Source organism: Devosia sp. 2618 (assembly GCF_040546815.1).
Lineage (GTDB): Bacteria > Pseudomonadota > Alphaproteobacteria > Rhizobiales > Devosiaceae > Devosia.
The window spans coordinates 2,439,734-2,455,610 of sequence record NZ_JBEPOO010000001.1; the positions used below are offsets into that span (position 1 = coordinate 2,439,734).

14 protein-coding genes and 1 pseudogene are annotated in these 15,877 nt (G+C 58.6%); 5 read left to right on the forward strand and 10 right to left on the reverse strand.

Features of this window, described 5'->3' with window-relative positions:
- Positions 1-3: 3 nt before the first annotated feature.
- From ABIE28_RS12285 to ABIE28_RS12295, 3 genes are read right to left on the reverse strand one after another with little or no spacing between them, the layout of a single operon-like run.
- Entirely contained in the window at positions 4-1,083 is a 1,080-nt protein-coding gene (locus ABIE28_RS12285) for a polysaccharide pyruvyl transferase family protein (RefSeq protein WP_354063319.1), read from the reverse strand.
- Positions 1,067-2,095, reverse strand: a complete 1,029-nt coding sequence (locus ABIE28_RS12290; RefSeq protein WP_354063321.1) for an NAD-dependent epimerase — start codon at positions 2,093-2,095, stop codon at positions 1,067-1,069. The genes ABIE28_RS12285 and ABIE28_RS12290 overlap by 17 nt, the downstream gene beginning before the upstream one ends.
- On the reverse strand, positions 2,092-3,459 hold the full coding sequence (locus ABIE28_RS12295) for a UDP-glucose dehydrogenase family protein (RefSeq protein WP_354066446.1): 1,368 nt from the start codon (positions 3,457-3,459) through the stop codon (positions 2,092-2,094). The genes ABIE28_RS12290 and ABIE28_RS12295 overlap by 4 nt, the downstream gene beginning before the upstream one ends.
- A gap of 212 nt (positions 3,460-3,671) precedes the next feature.
- On the opposite strand from ABIE28_RS12295, the gene ABIE28_RS12300 reads away from it, so the two are divergent.
- Positions 3,672-4,307 (forward strand): hypothetical protein, encoded by a 636-nt coding sequence (locus ABIE28_RS12300; protein WP_354063323.1) that lies wholly within the window; start codon positions 3,672-3,674, stop codon positions 4,305-4,307.
- A gap of 158 nt (positions 4,308-4,465) precedes the next feature.
- Here the strand turns inward: ABIE28_RS12300 and ABIE28_RS12305 are convergent, their stop codons facing one another.
- The 7 genes from ABIE28_RS12305 to ABIE28_RS12335 all read right to left on the reverse strand — a co-directional run bounded on the left by ABIE28_RS12305 (position 4,466) and on the right by ABIE28_RS12335 (position 10,341).
- Entirely contained in the window at positions 4,466-5,968 is a 1,503-nt protein-coding gene (locus ABIE28_RS12305) for an AAA family ATPase (RefSeq protein ID WP_354063325.1), read from the reverse strand.
- A complete protein-coding gene (locus ABIE28_RS12310; protein ID WP_354063327.1) occupies positions 5,913-6,404 on the reverse strand; it encodes a hypothetical protein in 492 nt (163 codons plus the stop codon). The genes ABIE28_RS12305 and ABIE28_RS12310 overlap by 56 nt, the downstream gene beginning before the upstream one ends.
- Positions 6,405-6,488: 84 nt before the next feature.
- Positions 6,489-7,571, reverse strand: a complete 1,083-nt coding sequence (locus ABIE28_RS12315; RefSeq protein WP_354063329.1) for a hypothetical protein — start codon at positions 7,569-7,571, stop codon at positions 6,489-6,491.
- Between the two features lie 363 nt (positions 7,572-7,934).
- The gene (locus tag ABIE28_RS12320) at positions 7,935-8,477 is read right to left on the reverse strand and encodes a site-specific integrase (protein WP_354063330.1); all 543 of its coding nucleotides are present in this window, start codon (positions 8,475-8,477) and stop codon (positions 7,935-7,937) included.
- A gap of 140 nt (positions 8,478-8,617) precedes the next feature.
- On the reverse strand, positions 8,618-8,848 hold the full coding sequence (locus tag ABIE28_RS12325) for a hypothetical protein (protein WP_354063332.1): 231 nt from the start codon (positions 8,846-8,848) through the stop codon (positions 8,618-8,620).
- Positions 8,849-9,033: 185 nt separating this feature from the next.
- Entirely contained in the window at positions 9,034-9,738 is a 705-nt protein-coding gene (locus ABIE28_RS12330; RefSeq protein ID WP_354063334.1) for a tyrosine-type recombinase/integrase, read from the reverse strand.
- A gap of 33 nt (positions 9,739-9,771) precedes the next feature.
- Entirely contained in the window at positions 9,772-10,341 is a 570-nt protein-coding gene (locus ABIE28_RS12335; protein WP_354063336.1) for a DUF6538 domain-containing protein, read from the reverse strand.
- 244 nt (positions 10,342-10,585) lie between these two features.
- Between ABIE28_RS12335 and ABIE28_RS12340 the strand changes: the two genes are divergently transcribed.
- The 4 genes and pseudogenes from ABIE28_RS12340 (at position 10,586) to ABIE28_RS12355 (ending at position 15,846) form a co-directional block, all read left to right on the forward strand.
- The gene (locus tag ABIE28_RS12340; RefSeq protein WP_502913434.1) at positions 10,586-12,427 is read left to right on the forward strand and encodes an ORC-CDC6 family AAA ATPase; all 1,842 of its coding nucleotides are present in this window, start codon (positions 10,586-10,588) and stop codon (positions 12,425-12,427) included.
- Positions 12,417-13,430 (forward strand): hypothetical protein, encoded by a 1,014-nt coding sequence (locus ABIE28_RS12345; RefSeq protein WP_354063340.1) that lies wholly within the window; start codon positions 12,417-12,419, stop codon positions 13,428-13,430. The genes ABIE28_RS12340 and ABIE28_RS12345 overlap by 11 nt, the downstream gene beginning before the upstream one ends.
- A 201-nt stretch (positions 13,431-13,631) precedes the next feature.
- Positions 13,632-13,838 (forward strand): annotated as a pseudogene (locus ABIE28_RS12350) (DMT family transporter); the annotation flags it as partial.
- A gap of 112 nt (positions 13,839-13,950) precedes the next feature.
- The gene (locus tag ABIE28_RS12355) at positions 13,951-15,846 is read left to right on the forward strand and encodes a DUF7380 domain-containing protein (RefSeq protein ID WP_354063341.1); all 1,896 of its coding nucleotides are present in this window, start codon (positions 13,951-13,953) and stop codon (positions 15,844-15,846) included.
- Positions 15,847-15,877: the final 31 nt, after the last annotated feature.

Sequence of the window (15,877 nt, forward strand, 5' to 3'; positions counted from 1 at the left end):
GCATCAATAACTACCGACGATCATTGTAGACACTTTCCGTGCCTCTTCATCGATAGCCAATTCCGCATTCTTCAGGGCCATCTCGACAACAGGCAGGCGAAGCAATGTAGCTTCCAGATGCTGAATTAGGTCAGCTTGGTTCGACGTAGGCTCCGACACAATATTTTCCAAATTTATTGCATCAAAATGCCGTTGTACCTTGATATCCTCTCGTTCCACGCAGGCACATGGGCAAGCACCCTCGGTCATCGCAACAATAAGGACATGCAGCCTATCACTCAAAACGAGCGCGCTTTTCTGGTATATACTTCGCAATGCAATTTCGTGGTTTAAATGATGCCCGTTCCACGGAATGTGCTTCACTTTCAACCTTGCTGCGATTTCTGCCGACCTTGGCTCATCGCGCCCAACCTGAGTGACCACCAAAACCTCGAGTGATCGTCGCGCAGCGAAAGCGCTCACGGCGTCGTACCATCCATCGCTTGGCGCAGGACGATCAGAGCGCATTGAGACTACCAGGCTTTGCCTCGGCCAGTCTGCCTTATCGCCAACACTTGCCAGTTTTGAAAAGGCCCAATCCGGGACGATATTTCCGATTCCAGCATATTGATATGACTTACTGTCTCGCCAGGACACATGGTTGAAGACTGAAAAAATCAACCGAACTGGCAATAGCTTTGGCGGCCTATTGCGGAATCCAACGCCAGCAATAACCGCTTGGCCTCCAGACAGCCTTGCTCGTAAGGCAAAAAATATGGTCCTCAAAAACCGCAGACAACCCTTTGGAGTTGTGGTGATTTCGCCCGGCTTTGCAATATATGACACCGCGCCTTCGGAGCCCAGGAACGCGGATGTCCATTTTCTGACGTCGCGGTACAGCACAGCTGTTTCGGGCACAACAAGCCCCTCCACAAAATCGTCACTCGCCGGCCCTACATAGAGATGTAGTTCGCCTGCATCTCTAATCTCAGCGATTAGAGCCCTACGCAGAACGACGTCTCCAATGTTGTCGTCCTGGCCTGAGCAATTAACGAATACTCTTTTTATCTTTGTGTATTCGGTACCTTTAGCTAACGGCTTCATAGCTTTTCCTGTACCACTCAACAAACCTGCCAACTCCCTCGCGGACTGATGTCTGGGGTTTGTAGGCAGTGGCTTTTGTGAGTTCGGTGGTGTCTGAAAGCGTGTCGAGGACGTCACCGGGTTGGAGGGGCAACAGGTTGCGGATGGCTTTTGTGCCTAGAGCGGCTTCGAGCGCATCGATGTAGTCGGAAAGCTTGACCGGATCGGAATTGCCGATGTTGAACAGGCGGAAGGGTGCGCTGGATGTAGCGGGATCTGGCGTTGCCGCATTCCATGATGGATTGGGCGCCGCTGTGCCATCGGATGCGCGGACGACCCCCTCAACGATATCATCGATGTAGGTAAAATCGCGGGTGTGTTTTCCGTAGTTGAAGACGTCGATCGGCTCGCCTGCCAGAATATTGTGTGTGAATTTGAAAAGCGCCATATCCGGCCGGCCCCACGGTCCGTAGACCGTGAAGAACCGGAGCCCGGTCGTGGGCAGACCGAACAGATGTGAATAGGAATGCGCCATCAGTTCGTTGGCCCGTTTGGTCGCTGCGTAAAATTGCAGCGGATGATTCGCACCGTCATGTTCGGAGAAGGGCATTTTTGTGTTGCCGCCATAGACCGACGAGGTCGAGGCATACGTTAAATGTTCGACGCGATTGTGGCGGCAGGCTTCGAGGAGGTGCGTAAAGCCAACCAGGTTGGACTGCACGTATGCCATTGGGTCTTCCAGACTGTACCGCACACCCGCTTGCGCGGCCAGATGGACGACACGATCGAAACTGCCTGTGGCGAAAACGCCGTCCACTGCCGACTTGTCAGCCAAATCGGCGCGGATAAAACTGTACCGGTCTTCGTGGGCAGCACCAAGCATGTCGAGCTCGGCCAAGCGACCCTCTTTGAGAGCAGGGTCGTAGTAGGCGTTGACAACATCAAACCCGACGACGGTGTCGCCACGCTCGATCAGTTTCCGCGCGACGTGATACCCGATAAAACCCGCATTGCCTGTTACAAGTATTTTCATGACGCCTGCTCGCTACCCGATGCTGCAGGAAAAACGGGGGAGCGCCCGATGCTGAAATACGTCCACCCGTCTGCCCGCAATCGCTGTGGAGCATAAATATTGCGGCCGTCGAAGATGACGCGAGCTGCCAGACGATCCCCCATTTCCGCAAAATCAGGCGCGCGGAACTGCTGCCATTCCGTACATATCGCCAATGCATCGGCGCCATTGAGCGCCGCGTATTTGTCGCCAACTAGCATCAGGTCGTCGCGGTCGCCATAGATGCGGCGCGTCTCATCCATCGAGACTGGATCAAACGCTTGCACCCGAGCTCCGGCGCTCCATAACGCCTCCATCAGCGCGCGAGACGATGCTTCTCGCATGTCGTCGGTGTTTGGTTTGAAAGCCAGGCCCCAGACGGCAATGGTCTTACCGCGCAGATTTTCGACACCGCCGAAATGGCCAGCCACCTTCTGGAACAACACGGTTTTCTGCCGATTATTTACCACTTCCACTGCGGCGATCAGGGGGGCATCATAGCCAATCTCGTTAGCCGTGTGCCCCAGCGCCTGAACGTCTTTGGGAAAGCACGAGCCGCCATAACCAAGGCCTGGATAGATGAAGTGGTAGCCAATGCGTGGATCTGCGCCAATGCCGCGGCGCACTTCCTCGATGTCAGCGCCAAGGAGTTCGGCCAAATTGGCGATCTCGTTGATGAAGCTGATCTTGGTGGCCAACATGGCGTTGGCCGCATATTTGGTGAGTTCTGCGGAGCGAACGTCCATATAGATGGTGCGGTCATGGTTGCGATTGAACGGCTCGTACAAGTCTTTCATGGCATTGCGAGCAAAATCGGAAGACGCGCCAACGATGATGCGATCAGGCTTTAGGAAGTCGCTGACGGCCGCGCCTTCTTTGAGGAATTCGGGGTTGGAAACGACGTCAAACGACAGGTCGGAATTACGCGCGTCGAGCACTTCAGCCATCTTGGCACGAACCTTGTCGCTGGTGCCCACCGGCACCGTCGACTTGACGACAATTATCTTGCAGTCCGCCATCGCCGCACCAATCGAATTGGCAACAGCCAAGACATAGCTAAGGTCGGCACCGCCATTTTCGTCAGGCGGCGTTCCGACCGCAATAAACTGCACTTCAGCGTGCGCGACTGCTTTTGCAACCTCAGTGGTAAAGACAAGTGACCCCGCAGCCATACTGCGGACGACCACGTCGTCGAGACCGGGCTCGTGAATGGGTATTATTCCAGCTTGCAAGGCGGCGATCTTGGCCGCGTCCAAATCGACGCAAACCACCTGATGGCCGACATCGGCGAGACAGGCGCCTGTTACAAGACCAACGTAACCCGTCCCAAAAATAGAAACTTTCACTCGCCTACTCCAGCACAATGCAGCCCTATTAACCGCTATGTTGTCCCAGCGGTAGGAATTTTTGAACGGCTTTTCCGAGCTATGCTGGCAAAGCCTCTCACAAACGCAGCTGCCGGAAGCGTTATTCGCTAGCATGAAGTCTGTGTAACGGCTAGTTGGGGCCACTGGAAAATCGATGATGGCGTTTTTCTCGACATGTTGGGGAGGTCGTAGTGAACGAGAATATGGAACAAGAAGTTAGCTTGTATGACTTAGCAGATTGGGCCTGGTCGTATCGTTTTCTTGCACTTGTATTTGTGGTCATTGGCATTGCCGGGGCAGTCGCAGCGTGGGCTGTTCCGAATGTTGCGACACCAAGCTATCGAGCTAGTTTCACCATCTATACAGCTGGAACCCCGGTCCGAACCGCAGCGGAAATTGCAGAAATTCTTGCAGGCCAGCTTTCAGACACGGCCGCGATTATAACATCCGATCCCGGGGCCAACCCTGTTACCGCCGAGATGTCGAGTTCAGGAAACGATACGGCCGCTAGCACTGCAGCAAACGTAGAAGCAAGCCTGGTCGCCGAAGTGCAAGAACGCCAGTCTGTCACTTTGCCGCTAATTTCCGGTACGGAAGGCGCTTTAGAGCTCAACCTGACTGCAGACAGCTTTCTTGCAGCTCACAGGGATGGGTTGATCAAACTGATACAGCCTGAATTCAGTGAGCAAAGTCCAGGACGGTCTATTAGAGATTCTATCATCATCATTGTTGCATCCGGCGCGTTGTTTTTTCTGATCGCGGGAATGCATAGCTTCTGGATACATTGGCGTCGGCACCGTCGTGAAAAATTGGTCACAAACAAGTAACGTCGGAGATGCTATCTAGACGCCTCACTAGGATGTTCTACAGCCCGACCTGCAAGCACGTCCTCAATGGAAGGCTATCGCCTGTCAAGTTCAGGCGACAGCATCAAATTTGACCGCGAACGTGTTCAGAACGCGGAATGTTCGGGACTATTCAATGTTCATATCCCAGCCCGGATCTCGAGCAGTTGCGGCTCTGTCCACCCACGCTTTGACTTGGTCAAAGCCGAGACAGCATCGCAATATTCAAAAACCGCTATAATCTCGCTGGCGACCAAAACCTTCTGTTCGATTAACTTATCTGCCAGCATCAACGTCACTTTATGGTATGCTTCGATGATCGATATCGCGCGGGCTAGCTGACGCTTGAGGTCAGCGTTTACATCCGCCCGATACTCGGCATTCCGGACACCTAAGGCGGGTCCATGGACCAAGTTATCGCGCATGCCCTGACTTGCGTAGCCTTCTATGAGCCTTGTAGTGGCTTTGGCCAGATCGCCTTCGGCCCCGGCATTGGCGCCTTTGCCGAGAACGATATCGGCGGCGCGGCCGCCTAGGGTGACGGCAACGTCGTCGAGGAGGTCCGTCCAGACCGGCACGATGGTGGGAAAGCGGATCAAGGTATGTCCGCCGCTTTCGCCTTCGGGAATGATGGAAACGCTCTCCACTTTTCGGCCAAGGCTATGGGCCACCACAGTATGGCCTGCTTCGTGGATGGCGATGGCACGAATGTCGGCAGACGTGCGGGTGTCCACCGGAACCATCGCTGAAAGAAGATCGCCTATCGCAAGGGGACGCCCGGCCAGGCGCGCCGCTGCCCTGCCCTCCTTGACCCAGCCCTCCACTGCCGCAGGCACGGCGCCGCTTCCAACGCGAGCCAATTTCACGAGATCACTAGCCGCGATCTCCGCCCCCAAATAATGGCGCAAGACCGCGACCACCTCGTCTTCGCTTTGCGGGGGCAGAACGCGCACACGCTGCTGCAATCTTCCCGGGCGGACCAGGGCGTCATCGAGGCGATCATAGTAGTTGGTGGCGCCGAGCAGCAGTACTTTCTTGTTGGATTTCCTGACACGGTCAATTTCAGTTAGAAAGAGGTTGATTATCGTCGTCCACCAGTCCCGGCCGCGATTGTCCATCGTGGCGCGGTTGGGAATTGCGTCAAGTTCGTCCAAGAATCCGATCGCTGGCTCGCTCGCAAGGGTAGCGTCCATAAAACTCTTGAGGTTTTTTGCAACGCCACCCAGGGCACCGTCACCGCTGGTGAACCATGTGCCCACCGAGCTGGGCACGAATTTCCAGCCGGCAGTGTGCGCCAGGCTTTCGGCAATCAATGTCTTGCCGGTACCGGGCGGGCCGTCCAGCGTGGCGAAGACGATGTCTTTGGGCGGCAACGCACCTGCCTGTACTGCTGCAAGATCATGCAGCACCTGATCGGTCCAGGCACGCACCGGCGCGGTCAGCGGAAGGCCCGGCAGCAATGTAACATATGTGGCTGCCAGTTTGAGCTGACGTTCGATGGCGCGCCGCAGGTTATCCACGCATTGCCCGGCAGTCAGTTCCTGCCGTACAGCGCTAGCGAGAACCTTGATGGGGAGGCTCGCCATGTCATCGTTGACATTGCGTGCCCGACCGCCCGTGACGGCATTGATGACCTTGCGCAACAAAAGGGGGGCTGAGCGTGGGAATATCGATGGTGAGATCGGCCACCGCCAGAACGGCTTCGTCCAGGACTTCTTCCGGGTCCTGCGACACGAACAAAACGCTGCGGCCCTGGCGCAGGAATTCCAGCATGTCCCCGCCCACGCGGTGATAGACGCCTCCCTGCCGGAGTTTCTCGGTGACCGATTTGATAGCTGGAGCGTCCTGCATGCGTTTGAGCATTTTCGGGAGCACCTCAGCATAGTCGGCATGCGGCACCTTGAGGATGACAAGGTGGGGATGGCGCTTGAGAGCGGTCCGGCTGGCGCGAGTCAGCGCTGCATCCATTGAAACCCTGGCGAGGGTTACCGCAGCATTGGGACGAAGGGGGCTATCGGGAACCGGATCGTCGAAATCGGGGATTTCGTCGTCGATGTCGTCATCGTGAAACAAGGTCATGACAGGTCTCCTAGCGCGGACCAGACTTCCAATCTGTTCCGTGCGAATGAGGGACAGTGGGAAATCGATGGGAGCGGTGTGCCGTCAGGAGGCGACCAGCGCCGCGGTGCCCGGATCGTAGCCACCATCGGGGTCGATCGGGCGCCATGCCGCCAGGCTCTTGCCCTTGGAGCCAGTGCAGAACTGCGCAACGGCGCTACCGCTCTTGAACACCAAATCGCGGGTCGGGACATAGCTGCGGCCACCCGGCCCGGCATGCAGCCAGGATGCCCGCAAATAGCTGGTGCAGGCATTGGCGCTGCGCACGGTTTCCGGCTTGACCTCGGCCCCCTGCAACAGAACCCAGTGCTGTTCCGACTGACGCGCGGCCAAGGCAATCAGCCCGCTTCCGAGATTGAGTTCGACGACATCTGCACGCGGCATGGCATCGAGTGGGCGCAACGGGCCGACGCGGCCCGGCTCGCCGCGCGGGCCGGCCAGCACGGCGCGCGCAGAAGAATAGGTGAAGAACACATCATGCTGGCGGAGTGTGAGGCAGGCCCGCGCCACAAATGCCTCGAGATCGCTATAGCGTTCAGCATCGATGGTGACACCGTCTGGGACACCATTGACCACCTGCCTCTCCCTGGCGGCATGGACGCGTGCCCACAGCATCCGCTCCGCCGCCTTTGCGTCATCAATGCTGAGCGTGTCACGGGCATCGACGATGACGAAGACGCTGTCCACGTCTTCGATCGGCTGCTGCCCGGTGGCCACGCGCATGCCCACGTCGCCACCCATGCCGATATAGATCGAGCTCTTGCTGATGAGGCCGTAAATGCCTGGACGGCGGAGCAGATCAACGCGAGAGAAATTGCGGCGATCGCTTCCTGCGCCGACAAACACTTGTGTAGCGAACGCTGCGCCGCCGAGACACTGCAGCGTTTTGGGGAGTTCTGCAGCGGTCGCATCTCCATCAGATGGTAGCGTCGGCTTGGATTTCTCAGACTCAGGATCGGGATCGGCACGCTGCACAATCGTATGCGCATCTAGCGGGCCACGAAGCTCCACGACAAGGATGGTGAGGTGCACCATGATCATGGCGGCGCCGACAGGATCGGGGTGATCGGAACGCTTGGCGACGATATCGCCAATCGTCGTGCAGCCGGTCTCGTCGGCGATGATCAAAATCCTGACCTGGTCGACGCCGACATGAGTGCGTGCCGCACCAGACCGTTCTCGATCCGGGCATCCTCAAAGAGCAAAGCACATGTGGGGGACTTGTTCGCCACGCTGATGGCGATAGAAGAAGACTTAGCTAAGTTAGCCTCTGTTCTAAGCAGGGGTTGGGATGGTCAGGTCGACGGCGGGTTTGCAGACCTTCCGTCGGCCGCCCTTTTGCAGAGGACGGTCCAACCATATCGGGCCTTTTGGCACCGACGCCTCTCAAGATGAGGATCCGCTTTCGGAAAGCAAGAGGCTTTCGAGCGCGTTTCAGGTCTCGTTGGAATCGTGGCTAAACGACATGTTGCGGGCCGCTTTGCCAATCGCCTATGTGGGCGTGGGCGCCCTATAGCGCGGTGTAAAGGCCTTCGCCTCACGGATAACCTGCGCCATGCTGACCGCTATTGGCTTGCCTGCCAGTTTCAACCCATGCCAGCCGCTGCGGCGCTTGGCGTAATGACTGGTGGCGGTGCGCATGGAGGCGTGACCGGCAGCGGCGGCAACTTCGTGCGGGGTCATCCAGGTTTTTGCCGTCGCCATGCCGACATGGCGTAGCGTGTAAAAGCTCACCCGCCGAATGTTCAGAGTCTTGCAGATGCGGGCGAGCCGCGCCGAGAGGCGATCGTGGAATTTCTTCCAACTTTCGGCCGCAGCGGCAACTTCGCCAAAATGGCTGAGGAATTTTACCAGCGACGCCTTGGCTTTGGGCGCCATATTGTCTGACGAACGTTTGCGGACGTCTCCGTTGGCCCTGCCATTGGTGGCCTTAGCATTCGGCACGATCAGCGTGTTGCCGTCGACGCGGGCTCCCAGATATTCCACCGGCCGCAGGAACAGCGCCACGCCATAGGCAAGTAGCCCGCGGATCAACTGGTCATCGGCTCGCCTCGAGTTGTCCAGATGTTGCATGAGTGCGAGAAATTGATCCCGCTTCAGGCTCTTGCGCTTCCGGGCCGATGTCTGCTTTGGGCCGCTGGTCCTGGGAATTGGCCCCGTCTGCAGGCGTGCTATTATGCGCTCATGACTACCGCATGCAGGCATATCGCGGCGGCGCGATACTGGCGCACCGTGCTTTCGGCCCAACGCGCATGCTGTGAGGTGAACCAGTCGATGACCTGCTCCATGCCGGTTCCGAAGCTGTCAAGGCACGCTGCCTGTTGCAGGGCCAGAAAACGCCGGACATAAGCGGCCTCCGTTTCCGCCGTTTTGGTGACCGTCCTTCCAGTGCAGTCCCGAACCATGACCTGTGCTCCCCTCGTTACTCGACGCTGGGGAAAGACTGCTGCACGGGTCTGAAATGAACAACATCACGAGCGCGTGATTGAAAGAAATCCCGATACTGCTCGTTCAGGCGCAACCCCGGTCCCGGCATTCTGCAACGGGAATATCGAATGCCAGAATGGTATTACAATCTGCCGGATTGCCGTTACCTCGGGGCGCGCTTCTGCGCTTTCCCTGCCTTCGACCAGGGCGCAATCTCCTTGGCCACAACCCAAGGCAAAAGCCGGATCGGCTGCGCTTTGAGGTGGGCGGTCACCACCGGCAGCTTCAGCAAGTGGACCATCTGCCGCTGCAGGCTAATCGGATTGCAGTAGCGCTCGGTCGTTTCCGATTCCCCGCCATGGCCGAGAAGGTCGGCGCGAAATTCCCGCGAGACTTCTTCCTGCTTCAACTCGTCGCCAAAGAAGTGGCGGATCTGGTGCGGGGTGAAGTCCACCGCCCGCAGGGATGGCAGCATCTGCTTGTAGAGCCGGTCGCCGAGCGGCGAGCGGGTCGAAGGGGAATACAGATCGGGAAAAAGGCGCTCGCAACCAAGCGCACTGATGGCCTCGACATAGTCGAGGAAACCAAGACGGATGACTTCGGGATGCAGCGCCAGGTTGCGGACCGACTGCAAATTCTTGACCCGGCGGAGGGCATTGGGGGCGACGTGGATATAGGGGATGTCGCCGTTGTCGGTGATCACATCATCCACCGCCAGGCCGCAGTGTTCTTCCCGCCGCGCGCCTTCATAAGCGGCGAGAATGGTGCAGAAGAACTCCGCACGATGGAAGAATTCCGTTCCGGGCGTATCGATATCGTCCCAATGCGCATAACCAGTAAAGACCGGGCTCTCGAACAGCGTCTGCACCTTCGCGCCGGGCCTGTGGCGGGCAGCGTCGCTTCATCCGTCACAGCAGGCGATGGGGTTCCGTCGCCACGCATCTCCTCCAGCAGCGCGCCAAAATCCAGCTCGGAGACCGGCCGGTTCCCATAGCGCTGCTCGGCGCCCAGCAGGGCTTCGCCCAAAGCCCTGAGATAAACCGGCTGGGCCTTTACCAGGCTGATGGCATTGACCGGCGCACCAGCGCTTTCGATGTGCTGCGCCCTGCTCGGACAACAGCTTGTAGGCGAGACCCTGTGCCAGTTCCGTGTCGAGCAGTTCCGTTCGCTCAGTTGTCGGATTGGCACGCTCAAGGGCAGCCAAAAGATTCAGTTTCTGCTGGTGCTCAACCAGCACCGCCTTGAAGAGCGAACTAAGCTGCTCCCGGCTGATCTGTGCGCGCTCGTCCATGAAAACCTCCATTGCCTGCGCATCGAGCGGCGGGACCAGGCGACGGGCGACAGCCACGTCCTTGGTTCTGAGGTTCACCTTGACATGAGAGATTTGCAAGCGTCTTGCGAGGTGATCCGGCAATCGGCGCTGCCAGTAATAGACAGCGCCTCGACGTAGACGATGGGGTCCGCGTGCCATTTGTACCTGCCTTATGTATCACAGGCATGTACCCCCGTTACTGCGACTCAAGCCCTAGAGCAGGATTGCTCTGGAAAACTCGAAGCCCGCAACGCAAGGGAAATTGACAAGCGCATGTCCGGCCCACGTAACACTGCGACGCAAGTGCCCCAGTATCTGGGGATTCTCATTTTAACACCGCGACGAAATTCAACTTAAGAATGCGACGCGGGGGTGGATTTTCAGCTTAAGACTGCGACTGCGAATTAACTCTAATAAATCCAGATACTTAAGAGATCTCTTCCGACCTGGGCAGTCGGACCTGGAGTTCTTCAGGTTTTTCTCGCTGGCGGTCGAGTTGGTGTGCGTGGACAAGGTACTCAGCGCAGTGCACGAGCTTCGCCTGGCTGACGAACTTGAACTCCAAGCCGTTCACGAGATCGCGGTCGTCGAGGATTTCGTCGCCGAGTTTCCAAGGCTTACCGGGGCCGATCAGGCAGTCCGGACGTTTTCGGATCTCGCCCGGATGTGTCGCAATCTCGTCAGACGCATGAACGAGGCAAGCGGACGCGGGCAAGTGGCCGAACTCGTCGGAGGATTGCCTGCGCGCGAACCCTACGAACTCTTGGGGACCCTCTGCGATAAGCTTTCGGGGGTTATCCGCTTCAAGACGGCAGCTTCGAGGCCCACACCGGGCTTCAAATTCTGCCTCGATGACTGCGAAGTCCTCAGCCCGACACAACTCCGCTCCATCAATACCTTGGTCAGGAAGAGCCGCTTCCCTGTTTCTTGGGTGATCTGCGCCGTCGGTGAGACGATCGAGGGAGGCGACACGTTCATTAAGGAACGGCCGTTGACCGACGCCGACCGTCGCGTGATCTCGCTCGACGAGCGGGACCGTCCCGAGTTCGTGTCGCTTTGCGAGGCGGTTGTCAGCTTGCGGACCTATTTCTCGCTGCCGCAGAACGACAGGCCGCCGGTGACCGGCGATACCATTGCCCGGCAGTTTTCCCTGCGCGAGAAACTCGGGGTAGTCGGTGTGAACGACATCCTCGGGATCGTCCTGGCACGCTCGACGAGACCCCTCGCAAGGCAAATCGCCGCCGCTGCCACTCGCCTCTCGGATCTCGCCAGATCGTCCAAGGGAGGCGTGCCGAACACGATTCTCGGTGACGTCCCCCCATACTACCAAGCCTACCTGTTATGGCACTGGACAGGGAGAGAAGATGCGTTCGTCGCTACGGCTGCGCCAAGCGACATGGTGCGGATAGACCAACACCTCACGCAACTGTCGTCACCGGCATTCCAGGCTTGGATGCGACGCAAGATGGTCGGGACCATGCTGCATATCTCGGCACGCCTCGGTTTCAAGCAGCTACCATTGTCGGGCAGCAACATCGTCACGTCATTGGCAGACGGATCGATCCGGGATTTCCTCGAGATCATGGCGGCGATCTATGACGCGTACAAAGCCAGCAATAGCAAGGTCGACGCTAGCCAGACGCTGAAACGTTTCGTCACGTCACGGACCAAGATCGCCACCCGTGTGCAGACGATCGGCATCTACAATGCCAGCACTCAGTACTTCGACGGCGTGGGCGCCTTGAGCGATGCGAGCTCGACCTCCATGGCGAGGTTGATCGAGGCTCTCGGTAAGTACACGAGCCGGCTGCAGAGCACGGCCGACGACCCTTCGGTGCTTGCCACCACGGAGCGGGGAGTATTCGTGCTCGACGGAAACCAGTACCTGTGGCCCGAGGACGATACCGTCACCCAGTACGTTCGCCAGGTTATCGCGCGTGCCGAACTTTCAGGCTACTTGCGGACGATCACCTTGAAGCGGCGGCCAGCCGGGACGGCGACCTCGCCTCGATCCTCCGGGACCTTGACCGGCTTCAGGCTCCATCGCCGGTTCGCGCCGTTCTTCATGTTCTCCTACCGTGGCGCGTACGAACCCGTCCGGGTGTCGACGGAGTATCTTGCGGCCCTTTGCGCTGCAGAGTCCGCTATCACGCCCGATGCCTGGGTCGCCGGCGCTGCGCCACTCGAGGCGGACACACTCGAACAACTCTCGCTGCCTCTTTCCGGGGATGACGATGAAGCCTGATGCATCTATCGGCGCTTTGCACGTCACCCAGGGCGAGTTGACGAATGACGCTCTTCTCAAGAAGTACGATCTGGGGGTGGCGGCGATCAGTTGGGAAAGCCGGACGGTGACGGCTCTCCCCTTCATGGCCGGTCGCTCGGAAGAAACCGTGATGCTGAGATTCGCATCGACCGATAAAAGCGTGGACGACCTGAAAGACGTCATGCAGTCAGACGCGGACAAGATACTCGGTTCGTACAGCCTGCACTCCCTTGAACGATCGACTGTCTGGAACGAGAACGTCGCTGATCTCGACAGGCTGGTGTCGGAGGCCGTCAGGAGAGCCGGCAGGCCGATCTCGGTGCTGCTGGACATGTCTTGTCTTCCGAAGCGCTATTCACTGCTCTTGCTCGGTCGGGGCTTCCGGCAGGAGCATGTTGCCCGGATGGACATTCTCTACGCCGAGGCAGAACGGTACGAGATGACGAGGCTGAAGCATTCGGGCGCGGTGAACATCGTATCGGAGGGCGCGTCGACTACGGTTCAAGTGCCATACTTCGAAGGAGACAATTATACGCCCGACAAGCGAGACCTGTTCATCTCTCTCGGCGGCGAGCTGACAAACGCGGTCCCCATCGTCGAGCGCTTCGAGGCCAGCGACCTGCGACTGTATTCGGTCGAAGACACTCAAGCGCGGGTACCGAGCGCGCAGTTCGAGGGAGAAGCGCCGATAAGGCAGCGCTTGTCCGAGATGCCGAACGCGTACAACATGACGTTCGCACTTGGCGATGTGCTCGGATTGGCCGAGGATGTGCTGAGGACCAAACAACTGCCAACAACATGCCTGGCGATAGGTCCGAAGACCCACGCCTTGGCATTCGGACTGGCCGCTCTGGCCGACGACTCGATCCAATTGGTTTGCCGTTCGCCAGGTAGGTACTTGGCAAACGACGCCATACCTTCCGGTAAGATCTTCCTGTACCAGATCCAGGACCGCTTCGAGCCCAGAGCCTATTGGAGCTGAAGTGTGGGGTTGCTTGGTGGACCTCGTACCAGAAAAGTACGCCTTCGCCCCCTCATTAGTGCTCGTATGTCCAGATCGATGTTAGTGACATTGCTGTCACCCAATTCTCCGATGCCCAGCCCGATGAACTGGGCATCTGGGCAGTGTTTCCATCACGTCGCTTTGTCCCTGCGCGAGTGAAGGCGCTCAGGCGGACTTTTCGGCGCCGTCTTTATCGGCACCGCCATTTTGATGGTGCCCCGCCTCGGCGCGGCGACGGCCATGGCGCTTATCGTGGTGGGCCAGATGCTGGCGTCCATCGCCATCGACCACTTCGGCGTTTTGGGCACGACGCAGCATAGCGCGGGTCCGGTACGCATCGTTGGGGCATTGCTGCTCCTTGCCGGCGTTGTCATGGTCAGACTCTGAGAGATCGAATCCCGATCTTTGGACGTACGGAGCCGACGGTCACGTTCTGACCCCAAAGCACCGTCGCGCTGCTATCATGGCGCATGAAGCACCAGGCAAAGGATTCGAAGCTATGACGGGCGACGCGTGCGACGATGGCGAGGCGACAGCACAGGCTGAAGCGCCCTGGCCGCCGCAAAGCGTCGTCACACCATCTGACTTCCGGAAAGTCGACTACAATGCCATCGTCCGGGGCCTGAAGTCAGCCTATGACGGTCGCCTGGAGACGGCCTTCATGGAGGTCGCGCGAGCGAGCAGGGACAAGGAGCCTGATTTCAGCGTCTATCGCTTGCTGGGGTCGGCATGTGGCCTGCATTTCAGGTTGCATGACAAAGCCGGCGCCTTCGGGCCCAAGATGACCTACGGCAACAGCCGGACGCCTATTCCTGAGGATTGGCTCGGCGACCAGACAGACCATATCTTCGAAATCCTTGATGACGTCGAGCACCCGGCTCTCCGGGCAAGATTGGCCGATGTCGTCTGGACCAATGATCGCAAGAAGGGAAAGGCGGCGGCGATCGCCGTGGTCGCCTATTGCGAATGCGTCGAGGGCCTTCTGAGCGGAACTTACGAGGACCGTTTTGCGACGGAAAACGAGGTATCCCTCGAGGAAGTTGACCTCATCGAGCGGGCGTCGCAGATCCACTCCCGGTCGAACAAGCGAACGGCGCCAATGCACGATCGGGTCGCGACGTTGCTGGAAACCCTCTATGTCGCCGCCTTGGGCCATGTCGACGTCGTACCCTTAAGTCGACTGGCGACGCTCCGGTCACGGTATTCCCTGATCACAATGGATCAACTGTCCGCGGACATGGAATCTGCGGCATCCGCTGCCGAGCAACTTCCCGATCCCAACCCGATGGTGATCAAGGACCTCTGGGATACGGCCGCCTTCGCTCACGGCGAGGCCAAACGCTTAGACGATCAACGCCGGTGTCAACTCGCGGGTGTCGAGCAGACACTCAGGATGGCGCCGCAAACCGGCTCCGCTTCTGGAGCCGCGCACTGGTACCGACGGGCGATTGGCGAGTTGAGGCAGATACCGGGCACGGAGGCACGGCGTGAAGAACTCCGTAAGGAATTGCGGAGTCTCCAGGAAAAGTCGCTCGAGGAGATGGGGGCGTTCGAAATCCCGATCGACCTGTCCGACATCGTCAGCGGGACGATCGAGATCTTTGAGAAGCTGACATTACCGGAGGGGCTCAGGCAATTTGCCCTACTTGCGCGTCCGCAGAGCGTTGCCGACATGCGCGCAAAGGCGATGGAACCGGAAACCGGCATTGCGGGTCTGTTTTCGGCTACACATCTCGATAACGAGGGAAAGATCGTTGCGGAAATCGAGGGAGCGTCCCTTGACGGTTCAACTCCCAGCGAAGAGCGGATCAAGAGCAAGATGGTCCAGCAACTGCAGTTCGCTATGGACATCGCAGTGAAAGGCCAGATCGAGCCCGCACGTCGATTCCTCTCGGGAGAGTTTCCGCTCTCCGAAAGGCACTTTCGCTTCATCGTCCTCCAGAGCCCGTTCGTTCCTCACCAGCATGCGGCGACCTTTGCACTCGGTCTTGCGCGCCTTGTGCAGGGAGACCTCCTCTCGGCCGGTCCGATCCTCATCCCGCAACTGGAGCACTGCCTGCGGCACGTGCTGATCAACGCGAGCACGGATACTTCGAAGATGCGTAACGACCTCACACAGGAGGATCGGTCGCTCTCAACCCTGCTGGACAGCTATCGCAAGGAACTGGTCGATATTTTCGGCGAGGACATCGTCACCTATATCGATCTGATCTTCAATCATCGCCCGGGACCCGCTTTACGACACGAGTTTGCCCACGGCAAGGTCGGCGACCGCAGCTACGGGGATCCGGCGATCTACTTCGCCTGTTGCTTCATCTACCTGCTGGTGTGCCTGCCACTGCAGTCGGCGTGGGCGCAATATGTCGCGCCGGCGATCGAGGCTGGCTCGTTCTGACCGAGGGCCGTCGAAACAGACGACGGCACGC

Coding starts and splice junctions, on each gene's coding strand:
- ABIE28_RS12285 (WP_354063319.1), bottom strand. CDS start 1,083: ATGAAGCCGTTAGCTAAAGGTACCGAATACACAAAGATAAAAAGAGTA.
- ABIE28_RS12290 (WP_354063321.1), bottom strand. CDS start 2,095: ATGAAAATACTTGTAACAGGCAATGCGGGTTTTATCGGGTATCACGTC.
- ABIE28_RS12310 (WP_354063327.1), bottom strand. CDS start 6,404: ATGACCTTGTTTCACGATGACGACATCGACGACGAAATCCCCGATTTC.
- ABIE28_RS12325 (WP_354063332.1), bottom strand. CDS start 8,848: ATGGTTCGGGACTGCACTGGAAGGACGGTCACCAAAACGGCGGAAACG.
- ABIE28_RS12335 (WP_354063336.1), bottom strand. CDS start 10,341: ATGGCACGCGGACCCCATCGTCTACGTCGAGGCGCTGTCTATTACTGG.
- ABIE28_RS12345 (WP_354063340.1), top strand. CDS start 12,417: ATGAAGCCTGATGCATCTATCGGCGCTTTGCACGTCACCCAGGGCGAG.
- ABIE28_RS12355 (WP_354063341.1), top strand. CDS start 13,951: ATGACGGGCGACGCGTGCGACGATGGCGAGGCGACAGCACAGGCTGAA.